The organism is Paenibacillus tundrae, from assembly GCF_036884255.1.
Lineage (GTDB): Bacteria > Bacillota > Bacilli > Paenibacillales > Paenibacillaceae > Paenibacillus.
This window is the reverse complement of record NZ_CP145605.1, coordinates 4,591,195-4,617,001: the sequence shown is the minus strand read 5'-3', so window position 1 is coordinate 4,617,001 and position 25,807 is coordinate 4,591,195. Positions and strand designations below refer to the sequence as shown.

Sequence of the window (25,807 nt, the reverse complement as noted above, 5' to 3'; positions counted from 1 at the left end):
TCCATCTAAGAGGAAACGGAAACGGGCTATTTAATTGCTAGTTGAAACTATTCAACACCGTCTTTAAAATGCTTGTTCCAGTGCTTATCGCCTTTATGCAGAAGGTCTTCTACTGTTTTTTCAAGCGTAAGCAGAAGTTGCTCGCGAACATCAAGTACGGTTTCTCTGTACAAGCGTTCTTCCGATCCGACAATTTTATCGCCGTATAACGCTTGTGCAGCAGTGTATTTCCGATGTTCCTCTACCAAGGTATCAATGGATTCCAGTGCATGTTCTACAAAATGAGAAATGCTTTGATATTCCTTAGGCATTTGTTCTTTTAACAATTGAATTTTCGCTAGAGCTGGCATGCTCATCACCTCGTATTATGAATGTAAATTTACAATACACTATTTTCATGAAAATTGCATTAAAAAGAGCTTAAATTTGTACAAAATTCGACTTTTTTTATTTTTTGCTTCTGAAAGCCTGTTTGCTATAATATATGCTATTGCTCATCAATTGAATCGTGTAAGTACTGGAATAGCTTTTTGCTGTGATGACGCTTTATGCAATTTCTGTTATTCTAAGAGAAGATTTTGGGCGGCCCTAATACATAAGCCGTTATTTTATGGTGCCAATAAAAAAATACTTAACTTTGCAACAATTTTATTGATGGTCACGTCTGTAAGGTTGCAGGGAGAGGGGGATCCTTTGTGGTAGAGCCGGAACTCATCAGAGCCGCTCAATCGGGCGATCGCGACGCTCTAATTACCCTATTGCGGAACATTGAACAGCATGTTTATCGATCCGCATTTTACATCTTAAATAATGAACAAGACGCTTTGGATGCTGCTCAGGAAGCGTTGATCCGAATTTACACCAAGATTAATTCTTATGAAGAAAAAGCACAATTCAAAACCTGGGTTCAACGCATTGTAACGAATATCTGTATTGATAAATTTAGAAGAACCAAGCCTTCTGTCTCGATTGACGAGCATGAGATGGTTTTTCAAGATAATCAAAATGTAGAATTTGAAGTCATGTCCACGTATGTGGCAAAAGATATTCAGGAGGCGATCAACAAGCTTCCAGAGCATCATCGAACCGTGATTGTTCTAAGATACTTACAGGATTTATCGTATAACGAAATTGCGGACTGTCTAGATCTTCCGTTGAATACGGTGAAATCTTATTTATTCCGAGCTAGACAACAATTACAAAATCTATTACAGGAGTATCAGAAAGGTGGTGTGACAGGATGAAATGTGATGAGGTGGTGGAATGGATGCACCGGTATCTGGATCATGATCTGGGTGAGGTGGAGACCGAGCAGTTGCTACAACATGTGGCCAAGTGCCCGGAGTGCGCCGAGAATTTTAGTTTGCTCAGAGCTTTGTCCAGAGAACTGGAAGATTTACCGCAAGTAACCCCAAAGTTTAGTTTAGTGGATGCAATTATGCCTCAATTAGATGCGATCGACGAAGCGCGGAGGGAACAGAGCAGTACAATGCAAGAAATGAGTCCTGTCCCTGCTGCATTTGAAAATTTACAACGATCAAGTGATCGGAAAGTTAAACCGTCATGGTTTAATTCTATGGTTGGTCGAATGTCTATGGGGGCTGCGGCAGCAGTCTTGGTATTGGGCGTAGCTATATGGGGTTATACGCCTGAGAAAATTGAAAATGCAGAGTCAATGATGGGCGCAGGGAGTGCTCAAGAAAGCGGTAATGAGGATCAGAACGCTTTGAGAATGGAAATTAGCAACGAGGATTCCGCTGCCCCTGCAGAGGGAGATAATAGTACTATGTCAGGGCTGTCCAAAGATCAGCCTGATTCACAGCCTGATACACAAGAATCTACTTCGACAGTAAATCCTGAGGAGAATGAGTCGGAGAAGGTGCAGGACACTCAACCACAGGAAGATGTAACACCGAAACAGCCGTCGGCTGATGCTGGGGCAAAAGTCGATGCGCCGAAAGAAACACCTTCAGCGTCAACTCCTTCGGAAAATCAGGGGAATGCTAATCAAGTACAACCTGATCAACAAAAGAGTGTAGATCCGGGAAGTGCTGATGCTCCTCAAGGACGTTCAGATGATGGTGCTGGAACTGAGCCTGAAACTGGAGAGTCAGAGTCTTTCTCGACGCAAGATGTAGTGCCGCATGTAAATAATGACGAACCAGCAACGGGAATGGTCGCTCCTAATGCAGATCAGAGCCCTGAGCAGGCGACAGAAGGTAACAATGGATTGGTTGCTCCAGATCGTGGGTTTGCTGCTGCGGTGACTCCTCCTGCAACAGAGTGGAAGTCTCCGAACGGTTCTTATCTGGTCATACAGATCGGCAACCAGCTCAGTATCTATTCTAAATCTGCCAGTGATTCTGACGTTCTGAATCTAGTAGAACAACGTGATCTGGAAGGAACATTGAAATCGGCTAGCTGGTCCAAGGATAGCACCGTATTCAATTATGAGACAGAGAAGGATGGAGCAGCAATGAAAAAATCATTTAATGTAGCTCCGGCAGCAGACAGTGAGAATTCCGGGAAATAATCGTACCATGTTATGGTTATCATCTGTCCATGGAAGAACATTTTAGCTGCATCTGAATATAATGGAAGTAAACCACGTCCTATATCAGTTATAACAACTGACGTCGTATGACCGCGCATCAGCCTCTACTAGTTATGTGTTCAAAAAGGGCGATTTTCAGTACCGAGAAGATGGGATGAAGCTAGAAATGGAGTAGCGGAGCGTAGGCAACCTACGTGAGCAACGGACATTTCGGTTGAATTCTATGTTCGACGCTGAGATGCCGCTCGCGCATCCTTCGTAATCAAAAGCGAACTTTTTTGAACAGCTTCTTCTAGAGTGGTTGGTGCTGCGTTTATATAGATGTAGGACTAAGGGGTCTTCATCCACACGGTGGATCGAAGGCCCCTTTGTTGTCTGTCACGTTTTCTGGTAGGATAAGAGGGATAAGGAGGCACCGTGATGGATGTGAAGAGTGCAACAAAAGCAATACGAAGTGGGGATACGGCTCCGATATATGTGCTGTACGGAACGGAGAAATACCAGATACAGCAATTTACGGATATGTTGAAGGAACAGGTTATTGAGGAGGAGCATCGAGATTTTGCGATTGTACCTTATGATCTCTCGGAGACGCCTGTAGAAGTTGTTATCGAAGAAGCGGAGACAGTTCCTTTCCTTGTGCCGCGTAAACTAATTATTGTTAGAGATGCGAATCTGTTTACAGCCGGTAAGGATTCCAAAATTGAACATCAGGTTGATCGCTTGCTGACATACATGGATAACCCTGCGGATTACAGTACAATCGTATTTTTAGCCCAAGGAGATAAGCTGGACGAGCGCAAAAAGTTAGTTAAGGCTGCGAAGAAGCAAGCCATTGTGCTTTCGTTTGCTCCACTTAGTGGGGAAGAGTTGTTGAACTGGATTGTGAAGCTGGCTAAACAACGTGAGGTTACCTTTGAGCCTGGAGCTCCAGATATTCTCGTTAGTTATGCGGGAACAGGTCTACAGACGTTATCTGCTGAAGTAGACAAGCTCTGCCTTTTTGCTGGAAACGGTGGCATGATTAGACGTGCGGATATCGAATCGTTAGTTGCGCGTAGCACGGAGCAGAATGTATTTGCTCTAGTAGAGGAATTGGCGAATCTAAGGCTTGAGAAGGCGTTATCCCTATTCTATGAGTTGTTGAAACAGCGCGAAGAGCCTATCAAAATTGCGGCATTGATCGCTAGACAGTTCCGAATCATGATTCAAGTGAAGGAGCTTGGGCAACAGAGCTATTCACAGCAGCAGATTGCAAGCCAGCTTGGACTCCACCCCTATGCAGTCAAAATTGCTGGGGAGCAGGCACGTAAATTTCAACCTGAACGTTTACGACTGATTTTAAGCCATCTGAGTGAGCTGGATTATCAAATGAAAACAGGTGCTGTAGACAAAGTGCTTGGTCTGGAGTTATTTTTGTTAAAACTTGGTGCCTAAGAAGTGTTGCGTGATGTTAGTGTAATGCTAATTATTATTGCGAATCATCCATTAGCGGAAATAGACAAAAGCGGCTCTCATTCCGTTGATCATTGATCAACCGAGTGAGAGCCGCTTTTTGTTCTGATAGTACTCAACCGACCACATAGCTAAAAAATCCTGAAAGCACATGCTGTTCAGGATTTTTCCATTGGATCGTATAAGTAACGCTTCTTACGCTTGTGCGGAAAGAGCGTTCAGTTTTTTCGCCAAGCGAGACTTTTTGCGAGCTGCAGCATTTTTATGAACCAGACCTTTAGTTACAGCCTTGTCCAGCTTTTTGGAAGCAGCTTGAATTGCAGCTTTAGCAGTATCAACTTCGTTGCTTACCAGGGCAGCATCAGCAGCTTTAACAGCTGTACGAAGTGCAGATTTCTGGGAAGCATTGAGTGCGCGGCGCTTGTCGCTCGTTTTTACGCGTTTAACAGCGGATTTGATGTTTGGCATTACATTCACCTCCTGTAAGGCATTTGCATGAATACAAACGTTTCACAACTTAAAATATTCTAGCATGATGGCATGTAAATTGCAACAGAAATTCCTATCATATTCGGGCGTGTTGCATAAAGTATCCCTTTTTCCCACACAATATGCTCAAATGCGGTAAGGGAGGCAAGAACGGATGACACTTGATTTACAGAACTATACAGTACGCACTGATTTGGCAATTGATTCAAAGGAAATGGTTCAAGGTGACCAGAAGCAAACGATTCCAGGTCTGCGGGAAGATGTAGAGACCAAAGAAGGAATCACGATTACGCGGATTGATGTTCAGAACGATGCTGCTGCACAAGCCATCGGTCGTGTAAAGGGACACTATGTTACGTTGGAGGTTCCCGCCCTTCGCAATGGAGATACGGAACTACAGGAACGTGTCGCTGCAGAGTTCACTCGAGAAATGGAAGACTTTATGACTAAAGCAGGCATTAACAAAGACTCCAAGATCTTAATTGTGGGACTTGGAAATTTAAATGTAACGCCTGATGCACTTGGCCCGTTAGTTGTGGAGAATCTCATGGTTACTCGTCAATATTTTGAATTAGTGCCAGATCAGGTAGCACCAGGCTATCGAGAAGTGAGTGCTATTGCTCCAGGGGTACTCGGAACTACGGGAATTGAATCGAGTGATATCGTACAAGGTATCGTGGATCGAACCAAGCCAGATGCGATTATTGCGATTGATTCTCTTGCTTCCCGTTCATTAGAACGTGTCAACACAACAATACAAGTTGCAGACATAGGGATTCACCCAGGTTCTGGCATTGGGAATAAGCGACGTGGCTTAACTAAGGATATTCTGGGTGTGCCTTGTATTGCAATTGGAGTCCCTACGGTGTGTTATGCATCAACGATTGTGAATAACGCGATTGAAATGATGCGGAGTCATTTCCGCCAGGAGACGGATCAAACGAAGCAAATCATGGGCATGCTTGACGACATCAGTGAACATGAGCGCCTCAGTTTGGTCAAAGAAATATTGGAACCATTGGGTCATGATCTGATCGTAACCCCTAAAGAGATTGATGAGTTTATAGAAGACATCGCTAATGTCATTGCAACAGGGCTGAATGCGGCATTACATGATGCTGTTAATCCTGATAATGTAGCTGCCTATACACATTAATTGAAACTGGTGAAGTTAACTTTAGAGTTAACCACTTCCAGCTACTTCCTATCTTTTCCCGAAAATGCACTTTCCAAGCCCTCTTAGAAGAGAGTCCGAATCTATCGGACTTTCTTTTTTTTTGGAGATTGTCCTCTTCTAGTTCTATCAATTCTAACTAGCTCATAGAGTTGGAGTATAAGAGTTGTCCAGCAGGGAAGGAGACAGAGGCATGAACAAAATATTGGCATGGAATATTGGCAAGTGGAGAAAAAGATTTCTGCATGTACTGGCCATGGGTCGTACATTGCTGTTGCTTATGATTATATCGATCCTATTTTTTATTGTACTCGGTCTGGGAGGAATGGCTGAGAAGCAGTTAAATAACTCGCCTGTTTCTTCAATGAAAGGATTTGCGAGTACCGTGTCTAGTCGTTTTTTCGTAGACATGCTTGGTATGGAAGTCCCGCACTTAACTCAAAAGGAACAAACCTCTGCATTTTCAGGTGAGAATTTAACTACGTTTGTTTTTCAACTGCTTACCAATGTTAATCCTCAGGATCCCAAAAGCTTAATTGCTAGAGAAATGCCAGGAATGGGGTCAAATCAGCCGGTGTTGCTTCGGCCAGGCTCGGGAAATGAAAAGGCAGAAGCACCAGAGGATTATCAACCCGGTCCCGGATTAACGGACACAGCTTCGACGAATGGTGGGAAAAGTGAGGGAGAGCTACATACTCCCCCAGGGCAGGATGACCCGACCTCACCAGATACGGACGAAACTGAAGATCCAGGAGATTCCAAAGATCCAGAAGCTCAGGAAAATCCGCCTAAGAAGAATCCAGAGGATGATCCCGAACCTACATTAGATAAAAAGGCAGTCCTCATCTATCACTCACATCCACGGGAAGGATACAATCCATTATTAGGGACCAAGAGTGATAATCCTTCGTCAGGCAAGTCCACAGGCAATGTTTTTCAAGTGGGGAGCTATTTAACAGATAGTTTGGAAAAGCTAGGTATAGGGGTTGAACATGCTAAGGAGGATTACCCTACTAAAGTGAAGGACTACAACTGGAATTATTCCTATAAATATTCACGTCAGACAGTAAAAGCTGCACTTGCCCAAAATGATGATCTTACCTATCTCATTGATATCCACAGGGATTCACAGCGCCATAATAAAACAACAACAACGATTGAAGGTCTTGGATATGCAAAAGTCTACTTTATCATTGGGCATGAAAATCCGAACTGGGAGAAAAATGAAGCCTTTGCGGCTAAGATTCACAAGAAGCTTGAGGCCAAGTATCCTGGGGTTTCTCGTGGAGTCTGGGGGAAAACCGGTGGAGGAGCTAACAATGGTGAATACAACCAGACACTGTCTCCAAACAGTATCCTTATTGAAATCGGAGGCATCGATAATACGGCAGCTGAATTAGAGCGAACCTCTAAAATATTAGCTGACATGATTGCCGAAGTGTATTGGCAAGATCAGAACGTAGATAAAGCAAGTGCGGAAACGAAAACACAAGGTGGTTAGGTTGAGTCAACGGAGAACATTCTAAATCATGTATCGAGGGGGCGAAGGGCGTGTCCAGATTCGGGAAAAAGCTGCTATCGGTTGCTGTTCTGATGTTACTGGGAATTCTGTTTGGTATGCAGCTGGCAGGCAGTAACTTTCAGCTTGGGAATGATCAGCAGGAAAGTCCTGCGCTTGTAAAGTCAGAGCCAGCATCCGTCGCAGTCGAATCTGAGCCAGAGCAGCCTGTGGAGCAGGTCAAAAAAAAGGAACCGCCGGTTGTACCTGTCCAATCGCCGAGTCAGGTGTTAGGAGCAGAGCAGAGCCAAGCACCGGTTGATGTTCTTGCTGATAAAACGGCAGGGCTTCTTCAGAACCTTTCTCATAACGGAATTAAATGGGTGGTCTCCCTGTTTAGTGGCGTTGCTGAATAAAAAGCAATACATTCAAGGCAAAATATACCCCTGGCAGTTCTTCGTAGTGATAAATTATGATAAAGTTGAAACATCATGGGATTGATGCACCCTGCATCAACTGTTATAATGAAGTGATTGACACTAGGCTGTTTCTGGGGGTAAGGAATGACTGACATTCGGGCAAGACAACGTAAAATTCGTAACTTCTCAATTATTGCACATATAGATCACGGCAAATCAACACTTGCGGACCGGATCTTGGAGTACACAGGTGCGCTTACATCGCGTGAGATGCAGGAGCAAGTGCTGGATCAGATGGATCTTGAACGCGAACGTGGAATTACGATTAAACTGCAAGCTGTAGCTCTGACTTACAAAGCAGACGATGGTGAAGAGTATCTATTGAATCTGATTGACACGCCAGGACACGTAGACTTCACGTATGAAGTATCACGGAGTTTGGCTGCATGTGAAGGCGCATTGTTGGTAGTGGATGCAGCTCAGGGGATTGAAGCGCAAACACTAGCTAACGTATATCTTGCGCTTGATAATGATCTCGAAATTCTACCAGTCATCAACAAAATTGACCTGCCAAGCGCTGATCCTGATCGTGTGAAACAGGAAGTAGAAGATGTGATTGGGCTTGATACAAGCAATGCAGTGCTGGCTTCCGCCAAGGCTGGAATTGGTATCAAGGAGATTCTTGAGCAAGTGGTACAAAGCGTACCTGCTCCTGCGGGTGACCCGGATCAACCACTGAAAGCGCTGATTTTTGACTCGCACTATGATCCGTACAAAGGTGTAATCGTATACGTACGTGTTGTCGATGGTAAGATCAAATCCGGTTCGAAGATCAAAATGATGGCAACAGACAAGTCATTTGAGGTTATCGAAGTGGGTGCCTTCAAACCACGCATGACTATTGTGGACGAGCTGAACGTGGGTGACGTTGGATTTATCGTAGCAGGTATCCGGCACGTAGGAGATACGCGGGTCGGGGATACAGTAACCGATGCCAAAAAGCCAACGGCAGAGCCTTTGCCGGGTTATCGCAAAATTAATCCAATGGTTTACTGCGGTCTGTATCCGATTGAAACATCGGATTACGTGGATCTGCGTGAGGCGTTGGAAAAATTGCAATTAAATGATGCTTCACTGAGCTTTGAGCCAGAGACATCCAGTGCACTTGGATTCGGATTCCGTTGCGGATTCCTCGGATTGCTGCACATGGACGTTATCCAAGAGCGGATTGAGCGTGAGTTCAACATTCCGTTGATCACTACTGCACCAAGCGTAATCTATCATGTCACACTGACCAATGGTGAGATGATACAGATCGACAACCCTTCTAACTACCCTGAGGTAGGACGGATTGATTATGTTGAAGAACCGTATGTTAAAGCAGCCATTATCGTACCGAATGATTATGTAGGTACCATTATGGAATTGTGCCAAAACAAACGTGGCGAATACGTTAATATGGAGTACTTGGACACCACACGGGTTACGATTACGTATGAAATCCCACTGTCCGAGATTGTATATGACTTCTTCGATCAATTAAAATCAAGTACCAAAGGTTACGCATCCTTCGACTATGAGTTGTCTGGTTATCGTCAGTCTAATCTGGCGAAAATGGATATTTTGCTCAATGGTGAACAGGTCGATGCTCTGTCCTTCATCGTTCACCGTGACCGTGCATATAACCGCGGCCGCATTATCTGTGAGAAGCTTCGTGAGCTGATTCCGCGGCAAATGTTCGAGGTGCCGATTCAGGCATCCGTTGGAACGAAGGTAGTGGCGCGTGAAACGGTAAAAGCAATGCGTAAAAACGTACTTGCTAAGTGTTATGGTGGTGACATCTCGCGGAAACGGAAACTGCTTGAGAAGCAGAAGGAAGGTAAGAAGCGGATGAAGCAGGTTGGTAACGTTGAGGTACCACAAGAAGCGTTCATGGCCGTGTTGAAAATTGATGATTAATAATCTATTTTGAGGTACAACACAGAATGTGTGTATTCAAATTAGATTCCAATAATTCAATTTCGGGTACAACACAGAATGTGTGTATCGAAATTGAATTGTAAGACGTTTGCTTGCAAACGATAATACGATATAGATTGAACTGATCCTTACGAGTAAATTCAATTTATATAATGAAGCTGAGAGGGGAAGCCGGATGGCTTTCCTTTTTTCAAATAGAGGGGGACTTACCCATGACATTGACATCACAAAGCCGGAAAACAGGTTCACCCCAAGCGGTGTACCTTCACATTCCCTTTTGCACGAATAAATGTTTTTACTGTGATTTTAACTCCTACGTTCTGAAGGATCAGCCTGTCATGCAGTATTTAGAGGCATTGGAACGAGAAATGGAGCATACCGTTAAGGCGAATCCGCCGGGCGAGATTAAGACTATATTTGTAGGTGGGGGCACGCCGACAGCCTTGAAGCCTGACGAAATGGCTTACTTCCTTCGTTCCGTCAAAACGTATTTCCCCAATTGGGCAGACGATATTGAGTTTTCAATGGAAGCGAACCCGGGCACTACAGATGCGGAGAAGCTTGCTGCGATGAAAGAAGGCGGCGTTAACCGTGTCAGCTTTGGTGTGCAGGCTTTCCAAAATGACCTACTCACTGGCATCGGTCGTATTCATAACACGGATGATGTATATCGTAGCTTGGAGAATGCACGTAAAGCAGGATTGAGCAACTTGTCCATCGATCTAATGTTCGGTTTGCCAAACCAGACGGTAGAGATGTTAAATGAGAGCATCGACAGAGCGCTGGAACTGGATCTGCCGCATTATTCAATCTACAGCTTGAAAGTGGAAGAGAACACTCTTTTCCATACGCTGTACCAGAAAAATCAATTGCCGCTACCGCATGAAGATGATGAATTGCAGATGTATCTTCTATTAATGAGCCGAATGAAAGAAGCAGGTTATGAACAGTATGAGATCAGTAACTTTGCTAAACCTGGCTTCCAGAGTCGTCACAATATCACATACTGGCGCAATGAGGATTATTATGGACTTGGAGCAGGTGCACATGGATATGTAGGCCGCGAACGGCATATGAATATTAAAGGAATAAATCCGTATGTTGAAGCTGCCAAAACGGGACTGCCGCGTTTAGATCATTTTGAGATCAGTCGTCCAGAAGCGATGGAGGATTATCTCATGGTTGGACTCAGAATGCTAGAGGGAGCCTCGGCCTCACGTTTCAGTGAGCAATTTGGTGAATCCATTGAAGAGGTGTTCGCAAAACCATTGGGCAAAATGTTAAACGCAGGATTACTTGAGCGGACGTCAGACGGCTTCCGTCTGAGTGAGCAGGGTATCCTGTTCGGAAACGACGTTTTTGCCGAGTTTATTGGCTCGATATCGCTAAATTCGTAGCTTGAAATTCTATACGCTTTGTTGTATATTTATTCATATTGATTTTGGCAGAGCGTGTAATTTAACAACTACGAAGTTGGCTTTCCTTCGGAAAGCTTGGTAATAGGAGGAGAGCAGAATGTCGGTTATATGCAGAAAAGCCGTGCCGGAAGATGTTGAACCGCTATATGAAATGATTAAGGGATACGCAGAGCGTGGGATCATGCTTCCGCGATCAAGGGAAGTACTGCATAGGCAACTGGAACACTTTGTCGTCGCTGAAGTGGATGGAGAGGTCGTGGGATGTGGGTCGCTTTGCCGTTTGGGCAACGATCTAGTGGAGGTTAGATCCCTTGGTATCTCAGAAGGACACAAAGGACTGGGTATAGGTTCCCGGTTGCTGGATCGACTGGTGGAAGAAGCTCAGAATCAGAAAATTCCTAAAGTGATGGCACTCACATATGAAGTTTCTTTCTTTGAGAAAAATGGCTTTGCCATTGTAGATAAAGAGATTTTTCCTGAAAAAGTATGGACGGACTGCGTGCACTGCAGCAAACAAAATTGCTGCGACGAGATTGCAGTACTGAAAGAACTAGAAATTTCCGCCTGATGCATAATGGGTCGCATGAACAGAGTCTTGAGTGAACAACTCTACTCACATGCGATCCTTTTTCATGCATATTATGTATAATGAATGTTGAATGTTATGACTGACGGAGAATGGTCTATACTATTAGAGATATCGCATGATTTCCGTCTTCTTCGTGCTAAAGGTGTTCTAAAAAACATGTCAGCTTGAACATACGTAATAAATTGATGAGTATGGTTATGAAACTGACTTGACAATGTTCATGTCAGTTTGGTATTTTTGTATTACCGCTTAGCACTCATCTAACCTGAGTGCTAACGACATGGGACATTGCAGTCAGAAGGAGGGATACTCACCATGTTAACAGAGCGTCAACGTATGATTCTGAACGCTATAGTGGATGACTATATCCGTTCAGCTGAGCCCGTAGGGTCCCGAAGCATCTCCAAACGAGGAGATGTTGGATACAGTCCGGCGACGATCCGTAATGAGATGGCGGATCTTGAGGATATGGGATTTTTGGAACAGCCGCATACATCTGCTGGACGAATTCCTTCCCATAAGGGCTACCGTTATTATGTAGATCATCTGGTTCCATGGAATCAAGTGGAGCCTCAAGAGTTGGACGATCTGAAGTCATTTTTTGCTGAAAAGTTAAACGTGATGGAACAGGTCATACAGCATGCATCAGTCATATTGTCACACATGACAAATTATACTTCGATCTTGCTGGGGCCGGAAGTATTTCACACCTCGCTTCGCCATTTTCAACTGCTTCCGCTCAATGAACGGGAGGCCGTGGCGATTATTGTAACGAATACAGGCCAAGTCGAGAACAAAACTGTACAGATTCCACCGGAAATCTCGGTAGCCGAGATGGAGAATGTGGTGCGTCTGTTAAATACCAAATTGGTCGGTGTGCCTATTTATAAACTCAAATCACGTCTTTATACAGAGCTTGGGCAAGAGATGGAACGACATATTAATCGCTATGAAGAAGTAATGCAGGTGCTGAATAGCGCTTTTGATAATGAGCACGACAATCGTCTGTTCCTTAGCGGTGCTACAAATATGTTAACTCAACCTGAGTTTAAAGATGTTGAAAAGGTTAAAGATATTCTTGACCTGTTAGATGAGACACCAACACTGATGAAGTTAATGATGCCCGTGCCGGGTGGATCTGGGATTCAGGTACGGATTGGTACCGAGAATGATCATGAAGCCTTTGCCAACTGCAGCCTGATTACAGCATCCTACTCATTGGATGGAGAGGCCTTAGGTTCCATTGGTATACTGGGACCGACGCGAATGGATTACGCACGTGTCATTCATATATTAAATACACTCTCTCGTGACTTGACTTCGATGTTAACGCATCGTTTCAAATAAGCATTGTGTGGGTCATCCCGCATGATGCTTATATGAACGGGAAATGAACCATTTCATTCTTATAAGGAGGTGAACATCTTGAAAGAGGAGCAATCATTCGCAGCAGAAGAACAGGAAACAACAGCGGCTGAAAGCCAGGAGCCTGTTAACGAAGCAGGTGCTGCAGAAGCACAGGCTGAGGAGATGGTAGATCAAGAGCAAGGTGAGATCGCACGTTTGACGGCAGAAGCTGAGGAACATCAGCAACGTTTGGTTCGTGCACAAGCTGACTTTGACAACTTCCGTCGCCGCACACAAAAGGAAAAAGAAGAACTAGCGAAATACGCTTCGATGAAGCTGATCACCGAACTCGTACCGGTTATCGACAATTTTGAGCGTGCTATGGCGACTGTACCTGAAGGTACGGAGAGTGAATCTTTTTCCAAAGGCATTCAAATGATCTTCCGCCAGTTGGAGTCCGTGTTGAACAACGAAGGTCTGACTGCAATGGAGACGGTGGGACAACCGTTCAATCCTGAATTCCACCAAGCGATTATGCAAGTGGAAAGCGACGAGTATGAAGAAGGTACCGTTGTTGAGGAAGTCCAAAAAGGCTATATGCTAAAAGATAAAGTGCTTCGTCCAGCTATGGTTAAGGTAAGCTCATAATTCCTCTTTGTGAGGGTATGATGCCCGCGAAGCTTCATATAGAGGTTTGCACACATAGAGCAAGAAAATAAATCATAATACAGCGAAGGATCGAAGGATTCTTCTCAATTGTCGAAGGAGGAAATTTTCCGATGAGCAAAGTAATCGGTATTGACTTAGGAACAACTAACTCATGCGTAGCGGTTATGGAAGGCGGCGAGGCTGTCGTAATTCCAAACCCAGAAGGCGCACGTACAACGCCATCCGTGGTAGGTTTCAAAAAAGACGGTGAGCGCGTTGTAGGTGAGACTGCAAAACGCCAAGCTATTACGAATCCAGATCGTACGATCATCTCGATCAAACGTCACATGGGTACTTCCCATAAAGAAACAATCGATAGCAAAGATTATTCTCCACAAGAGATCTCTGCAATCATCCTGCAAAAATTGAAAGCTGACGCTGAAGCTTACCTGGGTCAAACGGTAACTCAAGCGGTTATCACAGTTCCAGCTTACTTCAATGACAGTCAGCGTCAAGCAACAAAAGATGCTGGCAAAATCGCTGGTTTGGAAGTTCTGCGTATCGTCAACGAACCAACAGCAGCGGCACTGGCATATGGTATGGAGAAATCCGAAGATCAAACGATCCTCGTATATGACCTTGGTGGCGGTACGTTCGACGTATCTATCCTTGAACTCGGCGATGGCTTCTTCGAAGTTAAAGCAACTAGTGGTGACAACCAACTAGGTGGAGATGACTTCGACCAAGTAATCATTGATTACCTCGTAAGTGAATTCAAGAAAGATCAAGGTATTGATCTGAGCAAAGATAAAGCAGCGGTGCAACGTTTGAAAGATGCAGCGGAAAAAGCGAAAAAAGAACTTTCCGGCGTATTGACTACAACGATTTCCCTGCCGTTCATTACAGTGGCTGACGGCGTTCCTCAGCACTTGGAGCTTAACCTGAGCCGTGCGAAATTCGAAGAGATCTCTGCAAGTCTTGTTGAGCGTACACTTGAGCCGACTCGTCGTGCATTGAGTGATGCAGGCATGACTGCTAACGATATTGACAAGATCGTATTGGTTGGTGGTTCAACACGTATTCCAGCAGTACAAGAAGCAATCAAAAAACTGACAGGTAAAGAGCCTCACAAAGGCGTTAACCCGGATGAAGTTGTAGCTTTGGGTGCTGCTGTACAAGCGGGCGTACTGACAGGTGATGTGAAAGACGTTGTATTGCTCGACGTAACTCCATTGTCCCTGGGTATCGAAACTGCAGGTGGCGTGTTCACTAAAATGATCGAGCGCAACACAACGATCCCTACAAGTAAATCTCAAGTGTTCTCCACTTATGCCGACAATCAACCTAGCGTTGAGATCCACGTCCTGCAAGGTGAGCGTGAGATGGCAGCAGGTAACAAATCCCTTGGACGCTTCATGCTGGGAGATATCCCACCAGCTCCACGTGGTGTTCCACAAATCGAAGTTAGCTTCGATATTGATGCCAACGGTATCGTTAACGTATCTGCAACAGATAAAGGTACGAACAAAACACAAAAAATCACAATCACTTCTTCCAGCGGTTTGAGCGATGCTGAAGTTGAGCAAATGATGAAAGATGCTGAGTTGCACGCTGAAGAAGATAAAAAACGTAAAGAACTCGTTGAAGCCAAAAACAGTGCAGACCAACTGATCTACTCTGTGGACAAAACGATTAAAGATCTTGGTGAAAAAGCTGACGCTGGTGAAGTTGAAAAAGCTAACGCTGCAAAAGAAAAATTGCAAGGTGTAGTAGCTACAGACAACTTGGAAGACATCAAAGCAGCTACAGAAGAACTGACAGAGATCGTTCAACAACTGTCCGTAAAACTGTATGAGCAAGCACAAGCACAAGAACAAGCAGCTCAAGGTGCTGAAGAGCAACAAGGTTCTGCTAAACGTGATAACGTTGTTGACGCGGATTACGAAGTCGTAGACGAAGATAAAAAACAAAACTAATTCGCGCATTTAGGCGAATGAAACATCGGTGACGTTCGGATTAAAGGGAAAGTCAGAGCCGGGGCTCCCGTGCTTTGACTTTCCTTTTGTCACGATGTGCGATATGGTGAATGTTATGGGGGTGGAAGAGTGGCTGAAAAACGTGATTATTATGAGGTTCTCGGCGTTGGCAAAAATGCAAGCGACGAGGAGATCAAAAAGGCATACCGTAAGCTTGCACGTCAGTATCACCCTGACGTAAACAAAGCGGATGATGCAGAAGCTAAGTTCAAAGAAGTGAAAGAAGCTTATGATGTTGTTAGTGACAGCCAGAAACGTGCGCAGTATGACCAATATGGGCATATTGATCCGAATCAAGGTGGATTCGGTGGTGGCGGCGATTTTGGTGGCGGTGGATTTGGCGATATCTTCGATATGTTCTTTGGCGGTGGTGGTGGCGGACGACGTGATCCTAATGCACCGCAACGTGGGAACGATCTGCAATATACCATGACCATTGAGTTCAAAGAGGCTGTCTTTGGTAAAGAAACGGATATTACAATTCCGCGTACTGAAGGCTGTGACACTTGTCACGGTTCAGGTGCTAAACCAGGAACGAAACCAGAAACATGTACGGTCTGCAAAGGTAGTGGACAACAGGAAGTTGTTCAGAACACTCCATTTGGCCGTATGGTGAATCGCCGTGCATGCTCAAACTGTAGTGGTACAGGACAAATTATCAAAGAAAAATGTACAACGTGCAGTGGTAGCGGTAAAGTGCGCAAGCAACGCAAAATCCATGTTCGCATTCCAGCGGGCGTAGATGATGGTGCACAACTGCGTATGACAGGTGAAGGGGAAGGCGGTCTGCGTGGTGGCCCAGCGGGAGACTTGTATATTGTTATTCGTGTGAAATCACATGATTTCTTCGAACGCGAAGGAGACGATATTTACTGCGAGATTCCACTGACGTTTGCTCAGGCAGCATTGGGAGACGAGATTGAGATTCCAACGTTGACTGAAAAAGTGAAGTTGAAAATTCCAGCAGGTACGCAAACCGGAACTTATTTCCGTCTTAAAGGCAAAGGGGTTCCACGCCTGCGTGGTATGGGGCAAGGGGATCAACATGTGAAGGTGGTTGTTGTTACACCTAGCAAGCTGAATGACGAGCAGAAAGATCTGTTACGCCAAATTGCTGCACTAGATGGAGAACAAACTCATGAACATGAGCAATCCTTCTTTGATCGAGTAAAACGCGCATTCCGTGGTGACTAATAGATGGATGTTATCCAACAACTCGGTGTAAGGCCTTAGCCGGAAAGCTTCAAATATGTGGTTCACCACAGTTATTGTAAATATAAAAGGACATCATTGCTGTTATTCGGCATGGTGTCCTTTTTTGTGCATAAATGGAGAAGCATTGCGGCAGACTAGCATAGCGAGAACGATAAGGGATAGCCCATATACGAAAACTAGGGAAGCAGGTGTGACCAGATGAGTGAGAAAAACATTTTGGCGTACTTCCATAGCCCAGAGCAAGCAGAAGGCGCTGCCAAAAAATTGGAGGCGTTACGTGTGGAGGACCTGTCGATCAATCGTTTCAGCCGTTATGCGGGTGTCGGGCCAAGTGGAGCCTCGTACACGCCAGGAGTTTCTGGTAGTTACTCTTCTTGGGTGCCTGGAGCGATGGGCATGAATGTAACCGCTGGAATTATGGCTGCTGCAGATCCTACCGCTAGTGGGATGAGTGATGGCGGACAAGAAGGCCCTACAGGTCGGGATGTCTTGCTCACTGTAGTCGTAGATGAATCCGTACATCACCGCGCCTTGTCGATAATCGAGCAGGCTGGTGGCATGATCTAGTTAGACCCCATCCATAATAGGGCACTGATATTAAAGGAGGAACATAACATGGCAGAACATGAACGCCCGGGCAAAATTTTGACGAAGACCGAGAAAATGAAACGATTGCAATCTGCAAAAAATGAAGATGTGGAATTTAGTAGTGAGGCAGCCGATCATGAAGACGTAGAGGCATTGCGTCGGAGTGAGGCAGCTGATCGTCGTCAAGGAAGAGAGCTGCATGACTGAAGACGTTCGCTCAACAGTAAGGATTGAGGCAGTCTTTACGAGTTGGTCTGACGCTGAATCTGCACGGAGAGCTCTCGAACTATTACACCCAAATCAATTGCGTATTGAAAGTCTTCCTCTGCAATCTAATGAACCGATTGCCAAACAGGATGAGGAGGGAGAATTCTCTCCCACGGCGGTAATTGGTGGGTTTAGCGGGGAACTTAACGTTCTTTCGCTAATTAGCGATGATCCGGAAATGCTATCCAATGGTCAGGTATATGATATGCCTGAGACCATATCGACAGGGCAACCCAAACAAGGGATTTTATTGACCGTGTCGGTGACTAACGATTCGTTTCCGCAGGCAGCCGAGATGATTAGCCAAAACGGTGGGCGTTTTTATTAACAAATGTAATAGAATAAGCCAAAAGAACAGGATGCTCTAGCCATTGCTACGAGATCCTGTTTTTTTTGTTCTCATTAAGAAGTTGTGTAGACCCGTTAGTTATGGATGATGAGATATTAGCGGCGCTTCAATCGGCTATCCGAACAGCTGCCTTTAATTACTGCATTTTGTATTCTGACTCGCTTGTGTAGTACAATGATGGGGATGTTTGAAAAATGAGGAGGAAAAATAACGTATGTTATGGCATGAACTAACAATACATACTACCGAAGAAGCGGTGGAGATGATTTCGAATTTTTTGCATGAAGCAGGTGCTGGAGGGGTTTCAATTGAAGAGTCCGGTACTTTAAATAAAAAGCGTGATGCACCCTATGGTGAGTGGTATGAATTTCCCTTGAATGATATTCCTGAAGGTTTTGCTGAGATCAAAGGGTATTTTTCCGAAGACACAGACATGGAAGCATTACAGGCAGAAGTGCGCCCAAGAATTGAGCAACTTGCTGAATTCGATATAAATGTGGGTGACGTGCGTTATGAGACAAGAACGGTTGATGAGAACGACTGGGCAGATGCTTGGAAAAAGTATTTTAAACCTGTGCGTGTGTCAGAACGTCTGACGATCAAACCTACATGGGAGGAGTACACTCCAGAAAGCCCAGACGAAAAAATTATCGAGCTTGACCCAGGCATGGCCTTTGGTACGGGGACTCACCCAACAACTTCACTCTGTTTGCGTACACTGGAAACGGTGATCCAAGGCGGAGAAGAAGTCATTGATGTCGGAACAGGTTCAGGCATTCTTGCCATTGGCGCGGTACAACTTGGGGCGAAGCATGTTCTAGCTTTAGATTTGGATCCAGTGGCTGTATCCAGCGCGAAGGAAAATGCACATCTAAACGGACTTGATAATCGTATCACCGTGAAGGAAAGTGATCTATTGTCTGTATTGGGTAGCGAAGACCCAACGCTTGGTGTTAAACTCCCAGTCAAAGTCATTGTAGCTAATATTCTTGCGGAGATCATCATGCTGTTTGTGGACGATGTCTATAATGCTCTTGAACCAGGAGGCGTTTATATTGCTTCAGGTATCTGGAAAAATAAAGAGCAGTTAGTTCATGATGGACTCATTGCCGCTGGGTTTGAAATTAGTGCCGTTCACCGTGATGAGGACTGGCTGGCGTACGTAGCTAGGAAGAGGTAACGGATGGATTTTCTTAATTCGCTCTTTCGTTACCCATTAGATCAGTTACCGTTCTTCTTACTAACAATTCTGATTGCTTTTACGGTGCACGAGTTTGCACATGCGTATTTTGCCAATAAGTTTGGAGATCCAACAGCGAAACTGTTAGGGAGAGTAACGCTTAATCCGGTTGTGCATTTTGATCTATTGGGCGTAATAATGCTATTGATCGCTGGTTTTGGTTGGGCTCGGCCTGTACCTGTGAATCGAGCTAACTTCGATCATCCGCGGAGAATGAGTTTGATTGTCTCCTTGGCGGGTCCGTTGAGTAATTTGTTGCTTGCGATCATTGGTACCATCGTATTCGCTACGCTTGTGGGTACTGGAGTTATGCATAATATTGCAAATGAACGTTTGTATACAGCGATTGCGACCTTCTTCTTCATGTTCAATCTCACGAACTTTTTCCTGTTTCTGTTCAACCTGATTCCATTACCACCTCTGGACGGTTATCGGGTTCTGGAAGAGTTATTACCGCCCTCTATTAGTCGCAAGCTACAGGGCGTGGAGCAATGGTCTATTCTTATTTTCTTGCTTATTCTTATCGTACCTCCGTTACGCGATGTAACGATTAATCCGTTATACATGTTGGCATACAGTATGTATGACGATTTTGGAAATCTAATTAGAGGTCTATTTTAGAGGCCTTTTCGAACACGTATTTCTATATAAACGAATGATAACGTTTTGGACTGAAATACTGGTCAGAAGGACATAAAAGTTGTATGATCATCTGTGGCGTATGGATTCACGCCTGCTTGCGAGCAGGGTGGATTTCATTCATAACAGGATAGAATGGTGGACAGACCTATGCAGCGTTATTTTGTATCTGAAGAACAATTCCAAGAGCGTTCGGTTGTAATCACAGGGGATGATGCGCGCCATATCAGTAAGGTTATGCGCGGCAAACCTGGAGATAAACTAATTGTCAGTGACGGACGTACCAGAGAAGCTCTGGTGGAGATTGAAGGCATAGAAGCTGGTGAAGTGACAACGAATATTGTGGAGCCTCTGGAGATGGATCATGAGGCTCGTATTCGTGTAACGGTAGCTCAAAGTTTGCCTAAAGGTGACAAGATGGAAACGGTCATTCAGCGATGCACTGAGATCGGAGCGGTAGCGTTTGTTCCTTTTCTCTCGGAACGGACGATCGTGCAATATGATGCCAAGAAGGAAAGCAAACGACTAGAGCGGTGGGGGAAAATTGCCAAGGAAGCTGCTGAGCAGAGCCATCGCAACCGTATTCCGTCCATTGAGCAGCCGCTTTCTTGGAAAGGGCTGTTGTCTTCTTTTGAGGGATATGATCTGGTATGCTATTGTTATGAGAAAGAAAACGGCAAGCAACTGCGCGATGCGCTAAAACCTTTCGTAGAAAAGCTTGCACCTGATGCTTCGGCTAATGTGTTGATTGTGGTAGGTCCAGAAGGCGGATTCTCGGAGAAGGAGACGCTGGAAGCTGATCAGGCTGGCGCTGTATCGGTTGGACTAGGCAAACGGATTTTGCGTGCAGAGACGGCTGGAATGGCCGCGCTGACTTGTGTTTTATACGAATCTGGAGAAATGGGGGGAATGTAATTATGCCATCCGTGGCGTTTTACACCTTAGGCTGCAAAGTTAACTTTTATGATACAGAAGCAATCTGGCAACTGTTCAAGAACGAAGGATACGATCAAGTGGACTTTGATGAACAGACGGCCGATGTATACTTAATTAATACTTGTACAGTGACGAATACAGGTGACAAAAAAAGCCGTCAAATTATTCGTCGTGCCATTCGTCGGAATCCGGATGCCATTGTGGCAGTAACTGGCTGTTACGCTCAGACCTCTCCTGCCGAGATTCTAGATATTCCAGGAGTAGACCTGGTTATCGGAACACAAGATCGGGATAAAATTTTGCCGTATGTTAGAGAAATTCAGGAATCCCGCCAACCGGTAAACGCGGTACGTAACATTATGAAGACACGTGTGTTTGAAGAAATGGATGTGCCTGATTTTGCTGATCGTACGCGTGCCTTCCTGAAAATTCAGGATGGATGTAATAACTTCTGCACATTCTGTATCATTCCGTGGTCGCGTGGTCTGTCTCGTAGCCGGGAATCAAACAGTATTGTTCAACAGGCTCATCAATTGGTGCATGCGGGCTACAAAGAAATTGTGCTTACAGGTATCCATACTGGTGGATATGGTGACGACATGGAAAACTACGACTTAACCGATCTGCTCTGGGATCTGGATAAAGTCGAAGGTCTGGAACGTATTCGTATTAGCTCCATTGAAGCTAGCCAGATCGATGATCGTATGCTGGATGTGATTAAACGTTCGGATAAATTAGTTCGTCACTTCCATATTCCGCTGCAAGCAGGGGACGATGCAGTGTTGAAACGGATGCGCCGTAAATATACAACCGAAGAGTTCTACAATAAAATGCTCCGCATTCGTGAAGCTATGCCGGATGTAGCCATTACGACAGATGTTATTGTAGGCTTCCCGGGTGAAACGGATGAGATGTTCCGTAACGGCTATGAACTGATGAAGAAGATCGGTTTCTCCGAAATGCACGTATTCCCTTATTCCAAACGTACCGGAACGCCGGCAGCACGTATGGAAGATCAGGTGGATGAAGAAGTGAAAAATGCCCGTGTACATGAATTGATCGATCTGTCTGAACAGATGCAGTTGGCTTATGCACAGCAATTCGTGGGACAAGTATTGGATGTTATTCCTGAGGGAGAAGCCAAAGGTCGCGAAGGCAGTGGTAAACTGCAAGGATACAGCGATAATTACATTCAATTGGTATTCGATGGTTCCCAGGATATGATCGGTAAAGTATGCCGCGTGAAGCTTACTGAAGCTGGCGTTAATGAGAGCCAGGCTACGTTGGTTCGTGTATTGGAAGATCAACTGAAGTCTGCGGCGATGTAATCGAGATGACAAAAACAAGGATTTCATTTCCTTGGGGAACGTACCCGGGCGATGAAATCCTTCTTTTGCAATAAAATGGCTAAGAAGTTGTGTAGCAGACCGTAAGTATTCCGTGATTGGGGGAGAACAAAATGAACAAAAAAGAAATTTCAGCAGGTGGCGTTGTTTATCGCAAAGACGATGACGGAAAACTACAGATCCAATTGATTGTGGATCGTTACGGGAAAACGACATTGGCTAAGGGCAAAATGGAACCAGGCGAAACGATTGAGCAGACAGCGCTGCGCGAGATATTAGAAGAGACAGGCATGGTTGGACGAATTGTTGAACCTGTCGACGTTATCGCCTATACGTACCAACATGCAGAGTTCGGTCCGGTAGACAAGGAAGTTCACTATTATTTAGTGGAGGCAGAGAGTGGCGATATGCAGCCTCAGATTGAAGAAATTAAAGGCGTAGATTGGTATACACCTGAGGAAGCATGGTCCAGACAGGAAAGTAACGGCTATGACAACAATGACAGCATTCTACGTGATGCACTGAACAAACTAGGCATTAACGTTTAATTATTCAGATTTCGGTTCATAAGTTGCGGATTTTAGGGAGAACAGTTATCAAAAGCACTATGCCACGGGTGATTTCGCCGAAGGGGCGGAAACCGGTGGTTTTTTGTGCCAGATTGGTAAATAACATAAGGGTAGAGCTAATAGAGAGCATATGATGTTAAACAAGGTCTGTGCATGGGCGATCTGTGCTCCGTGATCCGCGGACAGCCAAGCTGAAGCTGCATGAAGCTGATCAATGAGCGGCATGAAAAGTAGTGCACCCGCCACGTTTAATACGACATGCGCGGCTGCGACGAATTTGCCTGCGGATGCTCCGCCAGCGGCAGCAAGAACGGCTGTGATGCATGTGCCCACATTGGAGCCGATCACAATGGCAATGCCAATCTCTACGGGTAACACACCTGTCGCGGCAAGTGTTATAGCCATGCTGATGACAGCTGCACTGCTGTGAATTAGTGCTGTCAGACAGGCTCCTGCAAGGAATCCCCACCATAGGCTATCCGCGGAGCGATCCAAAAACCATTGGAATACACCCATGCTTCGGAGTGGAACTGCAATGGATTGCATGACCTGAATGCCTGTCATGACGAGTGCGAATCCTGCTGCTGCCAAAAAACTGCATTGTATATGAAAAAGCGTTCGCTTGGTTTCTTCGGGAGCCGCCCGATTGCGTTCTGCAAGGACAACAAAAGTAGCCCAGCCAAGCAGGGAAAGAACGAGTAGAGGTAGTGCAGCACGTCCAATCTGTAATCCAACAAGCTCGGTGGTTAGACAGGTTCCGATATTTGTACCTAAAATAATCCCAAGCGTGCGTCCATAGGTGATGATTCTTGCATTGGCAAGACCAATGGTGAGCACGGTAACGGCGGTACTGCTCTGAAGCAGTGCAGTTGCGCCTGCACTAAAAGCCATCCCTTTCCATGGGGCAGAAGTGGCGCGGTTAAGCCACCCGGCGAGCATAGGTCCAGCCATGCGCTGTAGCGACATTTCCATGACCTTCATGCCAGCAAAGAAGATAACAAGCCCATATAATAAAGGAAACACAACTTCTCTGAACATCCGTAACCTCATTCCTTCCTGCATGGCTCTTATCTTCATCCTATGAGCCGGTAAGGACAACCATGACAAGCATGAGGAATTACAGCGAGAAGAGATTAAAGGTTTTACCTACGTATCACGGAGCTCAAATAATAAAGATATTCTTACGAACGGAGCAAGAACATGGAATTGAATCTGTAGAAGCGAAGCGAGCGCCTTCCTCTTAACAGTTCCCTTTTAGAAAAAGGGAACTGTTAAGAGGAACAGCCATCATTCAAAGGTTTACCCCTACGTACCGCCATATTCAAAAGATACGGAGATTCGTGCAAACGGAGCGGAGGGGACGGAATCGGATCTGGAGAAGCGGAGCGTTCGCGTTTATCCCCGGATTTTCCCTTTTGAGAAAGGGAATCCAAAAAATCTGGGGATAACAGCGATCGAAAGACCGATCCGTCCCCGGAGCGTCTCCCTTTGCACTAAACCTATCTTTTCAACTAACTCACAAAGGAAGTGGATTTACCTTGCCATCGGTTACCCTAGAACGCAGTCGCAAAAAGCGGCTGGAACATGCACATCCATGGATCTTTAACAATGAAATTGCCTCAGTTGACGGAAATCCAGAGCCTGGAGATCTAGTTAATGTATTAAATCATCAAGGTCGCTACCTAGCGACAGGGTATTACAATCCTGCATCACAAATTACTGTACGGGTTGTATCCTACCAACCGTTAGATTTTGCTCAGATGGATACAGCGTTCTTTACAGCACGTTTCCAGGATTGCTTACGCCATCGTGAACGTTTCATCCAAGACGGAGAAGCGTATCGCTTGGTTTATGGTGAAGCGGATTTTTTACCTGGGTTGATCGTTGACCGCTTCGGCAGCATACTTGTGGTACAGCTATTGACACTGGGGATGGATCGTTGTCGTGAGGCGATTGTCCAAGCACTGATTGAAGTGATGCAGCCTGAGGGCATTTACGAGCGGAGCGATGTGTCTATTCGTGAGCTGGAAGGCTTGGAGCAGATTAAAGGTCCTCTATACGGAGAGTGCCCACGTCATGTGACCGTAACAGAAAACGGTTTGCTCATTAAAGTAGATATCGTGGAAGGTCAGAAAACAGGCTATTTCTTCGATCAGCGTGAGAACCGTGCAGCGATCGAACCCTTAATGAAGGGCTGGGGCTACAAAAGCGGTATCCGTCTTGAACAAGTGGAGCAGGATGGTAGTGAGCAACGGTTGCCTGTTAACAAAAGTGGTAAAGTTGTAACATTTCCTTATTGGGATGGTGCGACGGTACTGGAGTGTTTCTCACATACAGGCAGCTTCACGTTGAATGCTTGTAAGTATGGAGCGAAGAAAGTAACGTGTCTGGACATTTCAGAGCATGCGATCGAAAGTGCTAGAACGAATGTGGAGTTGAACGGATTCACTGATCGAGTTGAATTTGTTGTAGCAGATGCTTTCCAATACCTGCGTGAACAGGTTAAAGGACTCGAAGATCGGAATGTACGTGCACGTGCAGGCGAGCAAAAAGTAGACACTTCCAAAGCGCTCGCTGCTGGCGGAGGTAAATCGTTTGACGTGGTTATCCTTGATCCACCGGCGTTTGCCAAAACGAAATCAGCAGTCAAAGGTGCATGCCGTGGATACAAGGACATCAATCTTCATGGTATGAGACTCGTCAATGAGGGTGGATATCTTGTAACGGCAAGCTGTTCATATCACATGCGCCCAGACCTTTTCCTCGAAACAATCGCAGATGCGGCTGAAGATGCTGGCAAAGTGCTTCGCCTCATTGAGTGGAAGGCAGCAGGCAAGGATCACCCACAGATTTTGGGTGTAGATGAAGGACATTACCTGAAATTTGCGATCTTCGAGGTTCGCAGTAAAACAAAATAAAGTAATGAGTCACACGAGCATTTAAACGACAAATTATGTTGTAACAACAATCATATCAACATCAAATTGGAGGTCTGCAGTTATATAGCTGTAGGCCTTTTTGTAATGCTTATGGAGATGTTTCCGATGCTGC

The 25,807-nt window shown here is 45.2% G+C and carries 25 protein-coding genes; 22 read left to right on the top strand and 3 right to left on the bottom strand.

Annotation, left to right across the window (positions count from 1 at the left end; genetic code table 11):
• Positions 1-47: 47 nt before the first annotated feature.
• A complete protein-coding gene (locus V6W81_RS20740; protein WP_056695947.1) occupies positions 48-350 on the bottom strand; it encodes a hypothetical protein in 303 nt (100 codons plus the stop codon).
• Between the two features lie 345 nt (positions 351-695).
• Here V6W81_RS20740 and V6W81_RS20735 point away from each other — a divergent pair, with 345 nt between their 5' ends.
• The 3 genes from V6W81_RS20735 (at position 696) to holA (ending at position 3,991) form a co-directional block, all read left to right on the top strand.
• Positions 696-1,244: an RNA polymerase sigma factor gene (locus V6W81_RS20735; protein WP_056695951.1), complete on the top strand. Its 549-nt coding sequence runs from the start codon at positions 696-698 to the stop codon at positions 1,242-1,244.
• Positions 1,241-2,533 (top strand): zf-HC2 domain-containing protein, encoded by a 1,293-nt coding sequence (locus tag V6W81_RS20730; protein WP_338540217.1) that lies wholly within the window; start codon positions 1,241-1,243, stop codon positions 2,531-2,533. The genes V6W81_RS20735 and V6W81_RS20730 overlap by 4 nt, the downstream gene beginning before the upstream one ends.
• A 441-nt stretch (positions 2,534-2,974) precedes the next feature.
• Positions 2,975-3,991 carry a DNA polymerase III subunit delta gene (holA, locus tag V6W81_RS20725; protein ID WP_145045737.1) on the top strand — a complete coding sequence of 339 codons (1,017 nt, stop codon included), beginning with the start codon at positions 2,975-2,977 and terminating at the stop codon, positions 3,989-3,991.
• A 213-nt stretch (positions 3,992-4,204) separates the two neighbouring features.
• Here the strand turns inward: holA and rpsT are convergent, their stop codons facing one another.
• Positions 4,205-4,477, bottom strand: coding sequence for a 30S ribosomal protein S20 (gene rpsT, locus V6W81_RS20720; protein WP_024628504.1), 273 nt, complete (start codon positions 4,475-4,477; stop codon positions 4,205-4,207).
• A 175-nt stretch (positions 4,478-4,652) separates the two neighbouring features.
• Between rpsT and gpr the strand changes: the two genes are divergently transcribed.
• The 18 genes from gpr to V6W81_RS20630 all read left to right on the top strand — a co-directional run bounded on the left by gpr (position 4,653) and on the right by V6W81_RS20630 (position 22,735).
• Complete coding sequence (gene gpr, locus V6W81_RS20715; RefSeq protein WP_145045735.1) at positions 4,653-5,654, top strand: GPR endopeptidase; 1,002 nt, start codon at positions 4,653-4,655, stop codon at positions 5,652-5,654.
• Positions 5,655-5,865: 211 nt separating this feature from the next.
• A complete protein-coding gene (locus tag V6W81_RS20710; RefSeq protein WP_338540216.1) occupies positions 5,866-7,173 on the top strand; it encodes a stage II sporulation protein P in 1,308 nt (435 codons plus the stop codon).
• Positions 7,174-7,223: 50 nt separating this feature from the next.
• On the top strand, positions 7,224-7,586 hold the full coding sequence (locus V6W81_RS20705; RefSeq protein ID WP_338540215.1) for a hypothetical protein: 363 nt from the start codon (positions 7,224-7,226) through the stop codon (positions 7,584-7,586).
• A gap of 147 nt (positions 7,587-7,733) precedes the next feature.
• The gene (gene lepA / locus V6W81_RS20700; protein WP_145045729.1) at positions 7,734-9,548 is read left to right on the top strand and encodes a translation elongation factor 4; all 1,815 of its coding nucleotides are present in this window, start codon (positions 7,734-7,736) and stop codon (positions 9,546-9,548) included.
• 233 nt (positions 9,549-9,781) lie between these two features.
• Entirely contained in the window at positions 9,782-10,966 is a 1,185-nt protein-coding gene (gene hemW, locus V6W81_RS20695) for a radical SAM family heme chaperone HemW (RefSeq protein WP_338540214.1), read from the top strand.
• 118 nt (positions 10,967-11,084) lie between these two features.
• Positions 11,085-11,555, top strand: coding sequence for an N-acetyltransferase (locus tag V6W81_RS20690; RefSeq protein WP_056695968.1), 471 nt, complete (start codon positions 11,085-11,087; stop codon positions 11,553-11,555).
• A 336-nt stretch (positions 11,556-11,891) separates the two neighbouring features.
• Positions 11,892-12,923 (top strand): heat-inducible transcriptional repressor HrcA, encoded by a 1,032-nt coding sequence (gene hrcA / locus V6W81_RS20685; protein WP_056695970.1) that lies wholly within the window; start codon positions 11,892-11,894, stop codon positions 12,921-12,923.
• Between the two features lie 78 nt (positions 12,924-13,001).
• Positions 13,002-13,571: a nucleotide exchange factor GrpE gene (gene grpE, locus V6W81_RS20680; RefSeq protein WP_056695972.1), complete on the top strand. Its 570-nt coding sequence runs from the start codon at positions 13,002-13,004 to the stop codon at positions 13,569-13,571.
• A 131-nt stretch (positions 13,572-13,702) separates the two neighbouring features.
• Positions 13,703-15,547, top strand: a complete 1,845-nt coding sequence (gene dnaK, locus V6W81_RS20675) for a molecular chaperone DnaK (RefSeq protein ID WP_145045725.1) — start codon at positions 13,703-13,705, stop codon at positions 15,545-15,547.
• A 129-nt stretch (positions 15,548-15,676) separates the two neighbouring features.
• A complete protein-coding gene (gene dnaJ / locus V6W81_RS20670) occupies positions 15,677-16,801 on the top strand; it encodes a molecular chaperone DnaJ (RefSeq protein WP_056695975.1) in 1,125 nt (374 codons plus the stop codon).
• Between the two features lie 219 nt (positions 16,802-17,020).
• Positions 17,021-17,389 (top strand): hypothetical protein, encoded by a 369-nt coding sequence (locus V6W81_RS20665; RefSeq protein ID WP_145045723.1) that lies wholly within the window; start codon positions 17,021-17,023, stop codon positions 17,387-17,389.
• Positions 17,390-17,437: 48 nt separating this feature from the next.
• Positions 17,438-17,617 (top strand): YfhD family protein, encoded by a 180-nt coding sequence (locus V6W81_RS20660; RefSeq protein ID WP_056695979.1) that lies wholly within the window; start codon positions 17,438-17,440, stop codon positions 17,615-17,617.
• Positions 17,610-18,005 carry a hypothetical protein gene (locus V6W81_RS20655; RefSeq protein WP_338540213.1) on the top strand — a complete coding sequence of 132 codons (396 nt, stop codon included), beginning with the start codon at positions 17,610-17,612 and terminating at the stop codon, positions 18,003-18,005. Before V6W81_RS20660 ends, V6W81_RS20655 begins: the two co-directional genes overlap by 8 nt.
• A gap of 235 nt (positions 18,006-18,240) precedes the next feature.
• Positions 18,241-19,206 (top strand): 50S ribosomal protein L11 methyltransferase, encoded by a 966-nt coding sequence (gene prmA / locus V6W81_RS20650; protein ID WP_145045720.1) that lies wholly within the window; start codon positions 18,241-18,243, stop codon positions 19,204-19,206.
• Between the two features lie 3 nt (positions 19,207-19,209).
• Positions 19,210-19,887 carry a site-2 protease family protein gene (locus V6W81_RS20645; protein WP_338540212.1) on the top strand — a complete coding sequence of 226 codons (678 nt, stop codon included), beginning with the start codon at positions 19,210-19,212 and terminating at the stop codon, positions 19,885-19,887.
• A 168-nt stretch (positions 19,888-20,055) separates the two neighbouring features.
• The gene (locus V6W81_RS20640) at positions 20,056-20,820 is read left to right on the top strand and encodes an RsmE family RNA methyltransferase (protein WP_338540211.1); all 765 of its coding nucleotides are present in this window, start codon (positions 20,056-20,058) and stop codon (positions 20,818-20,820) included.
• Between the two features lie 2 nt (positions 20,821-20,822).
• Entirely contained in the window at positions 20,823-22,169 is a 1,347-nt protein-coding gene (mtaB, locus tag V6W81_RS20635; RefSeq protein ID WP_307220458.1) for a tRNA (N(6)-L-threonylcarbamoyladenosine(37)-C(2))-methylthiotransferase MtaB, read from the top strand.
• 131 nt (positions 22,170-22,300) lie between these two features.
• Entirely contained in the window at positions 22,301-22,735 is a 435-nt protein-coding gene (locus tag V6W81_RS20630; RefSeq protein ID WP_145045712.1) for an NUDIX hydrolase, read from the top strand.
• Positions 22,736-22,792: 57 nt separating this feature from the next.
• On the opposite strand, the gene V6W81_RS20625 is transcribed toward V6W81_RS20630, so the two are convergent.
• Positions 22,793-23,794: a Na/Pi cotransporter family protein gene (locus V6W81_RS20625; RefSeq protein WP_338540210.1), complete on the bottom strand. Its 1,002-nt coding sequence runs from the start codon at positions 23,792-23,794 to the stop codon at positions 22,793-22,795.
• 500 nt (positions 23,795-24,294) lie between these two features.
• Between V6W81_RS20625 and V6W81_RS20620 the strand changes: the two genes are divergently transcribed.
• Complete coding sequence (locus V6W81_RS20620) at positions 24,295-25,674, top strand: class I SAM-dependent rRNA methyltransferase (protein ID WP_338540209.1); 1,380 nt, start codon at positions 24,295-24,297, stop codon at positions 25,672-25,674.
• The last annotated feature ends 133 nt before the right edge of the window (positions 25,675-25,807 follow it).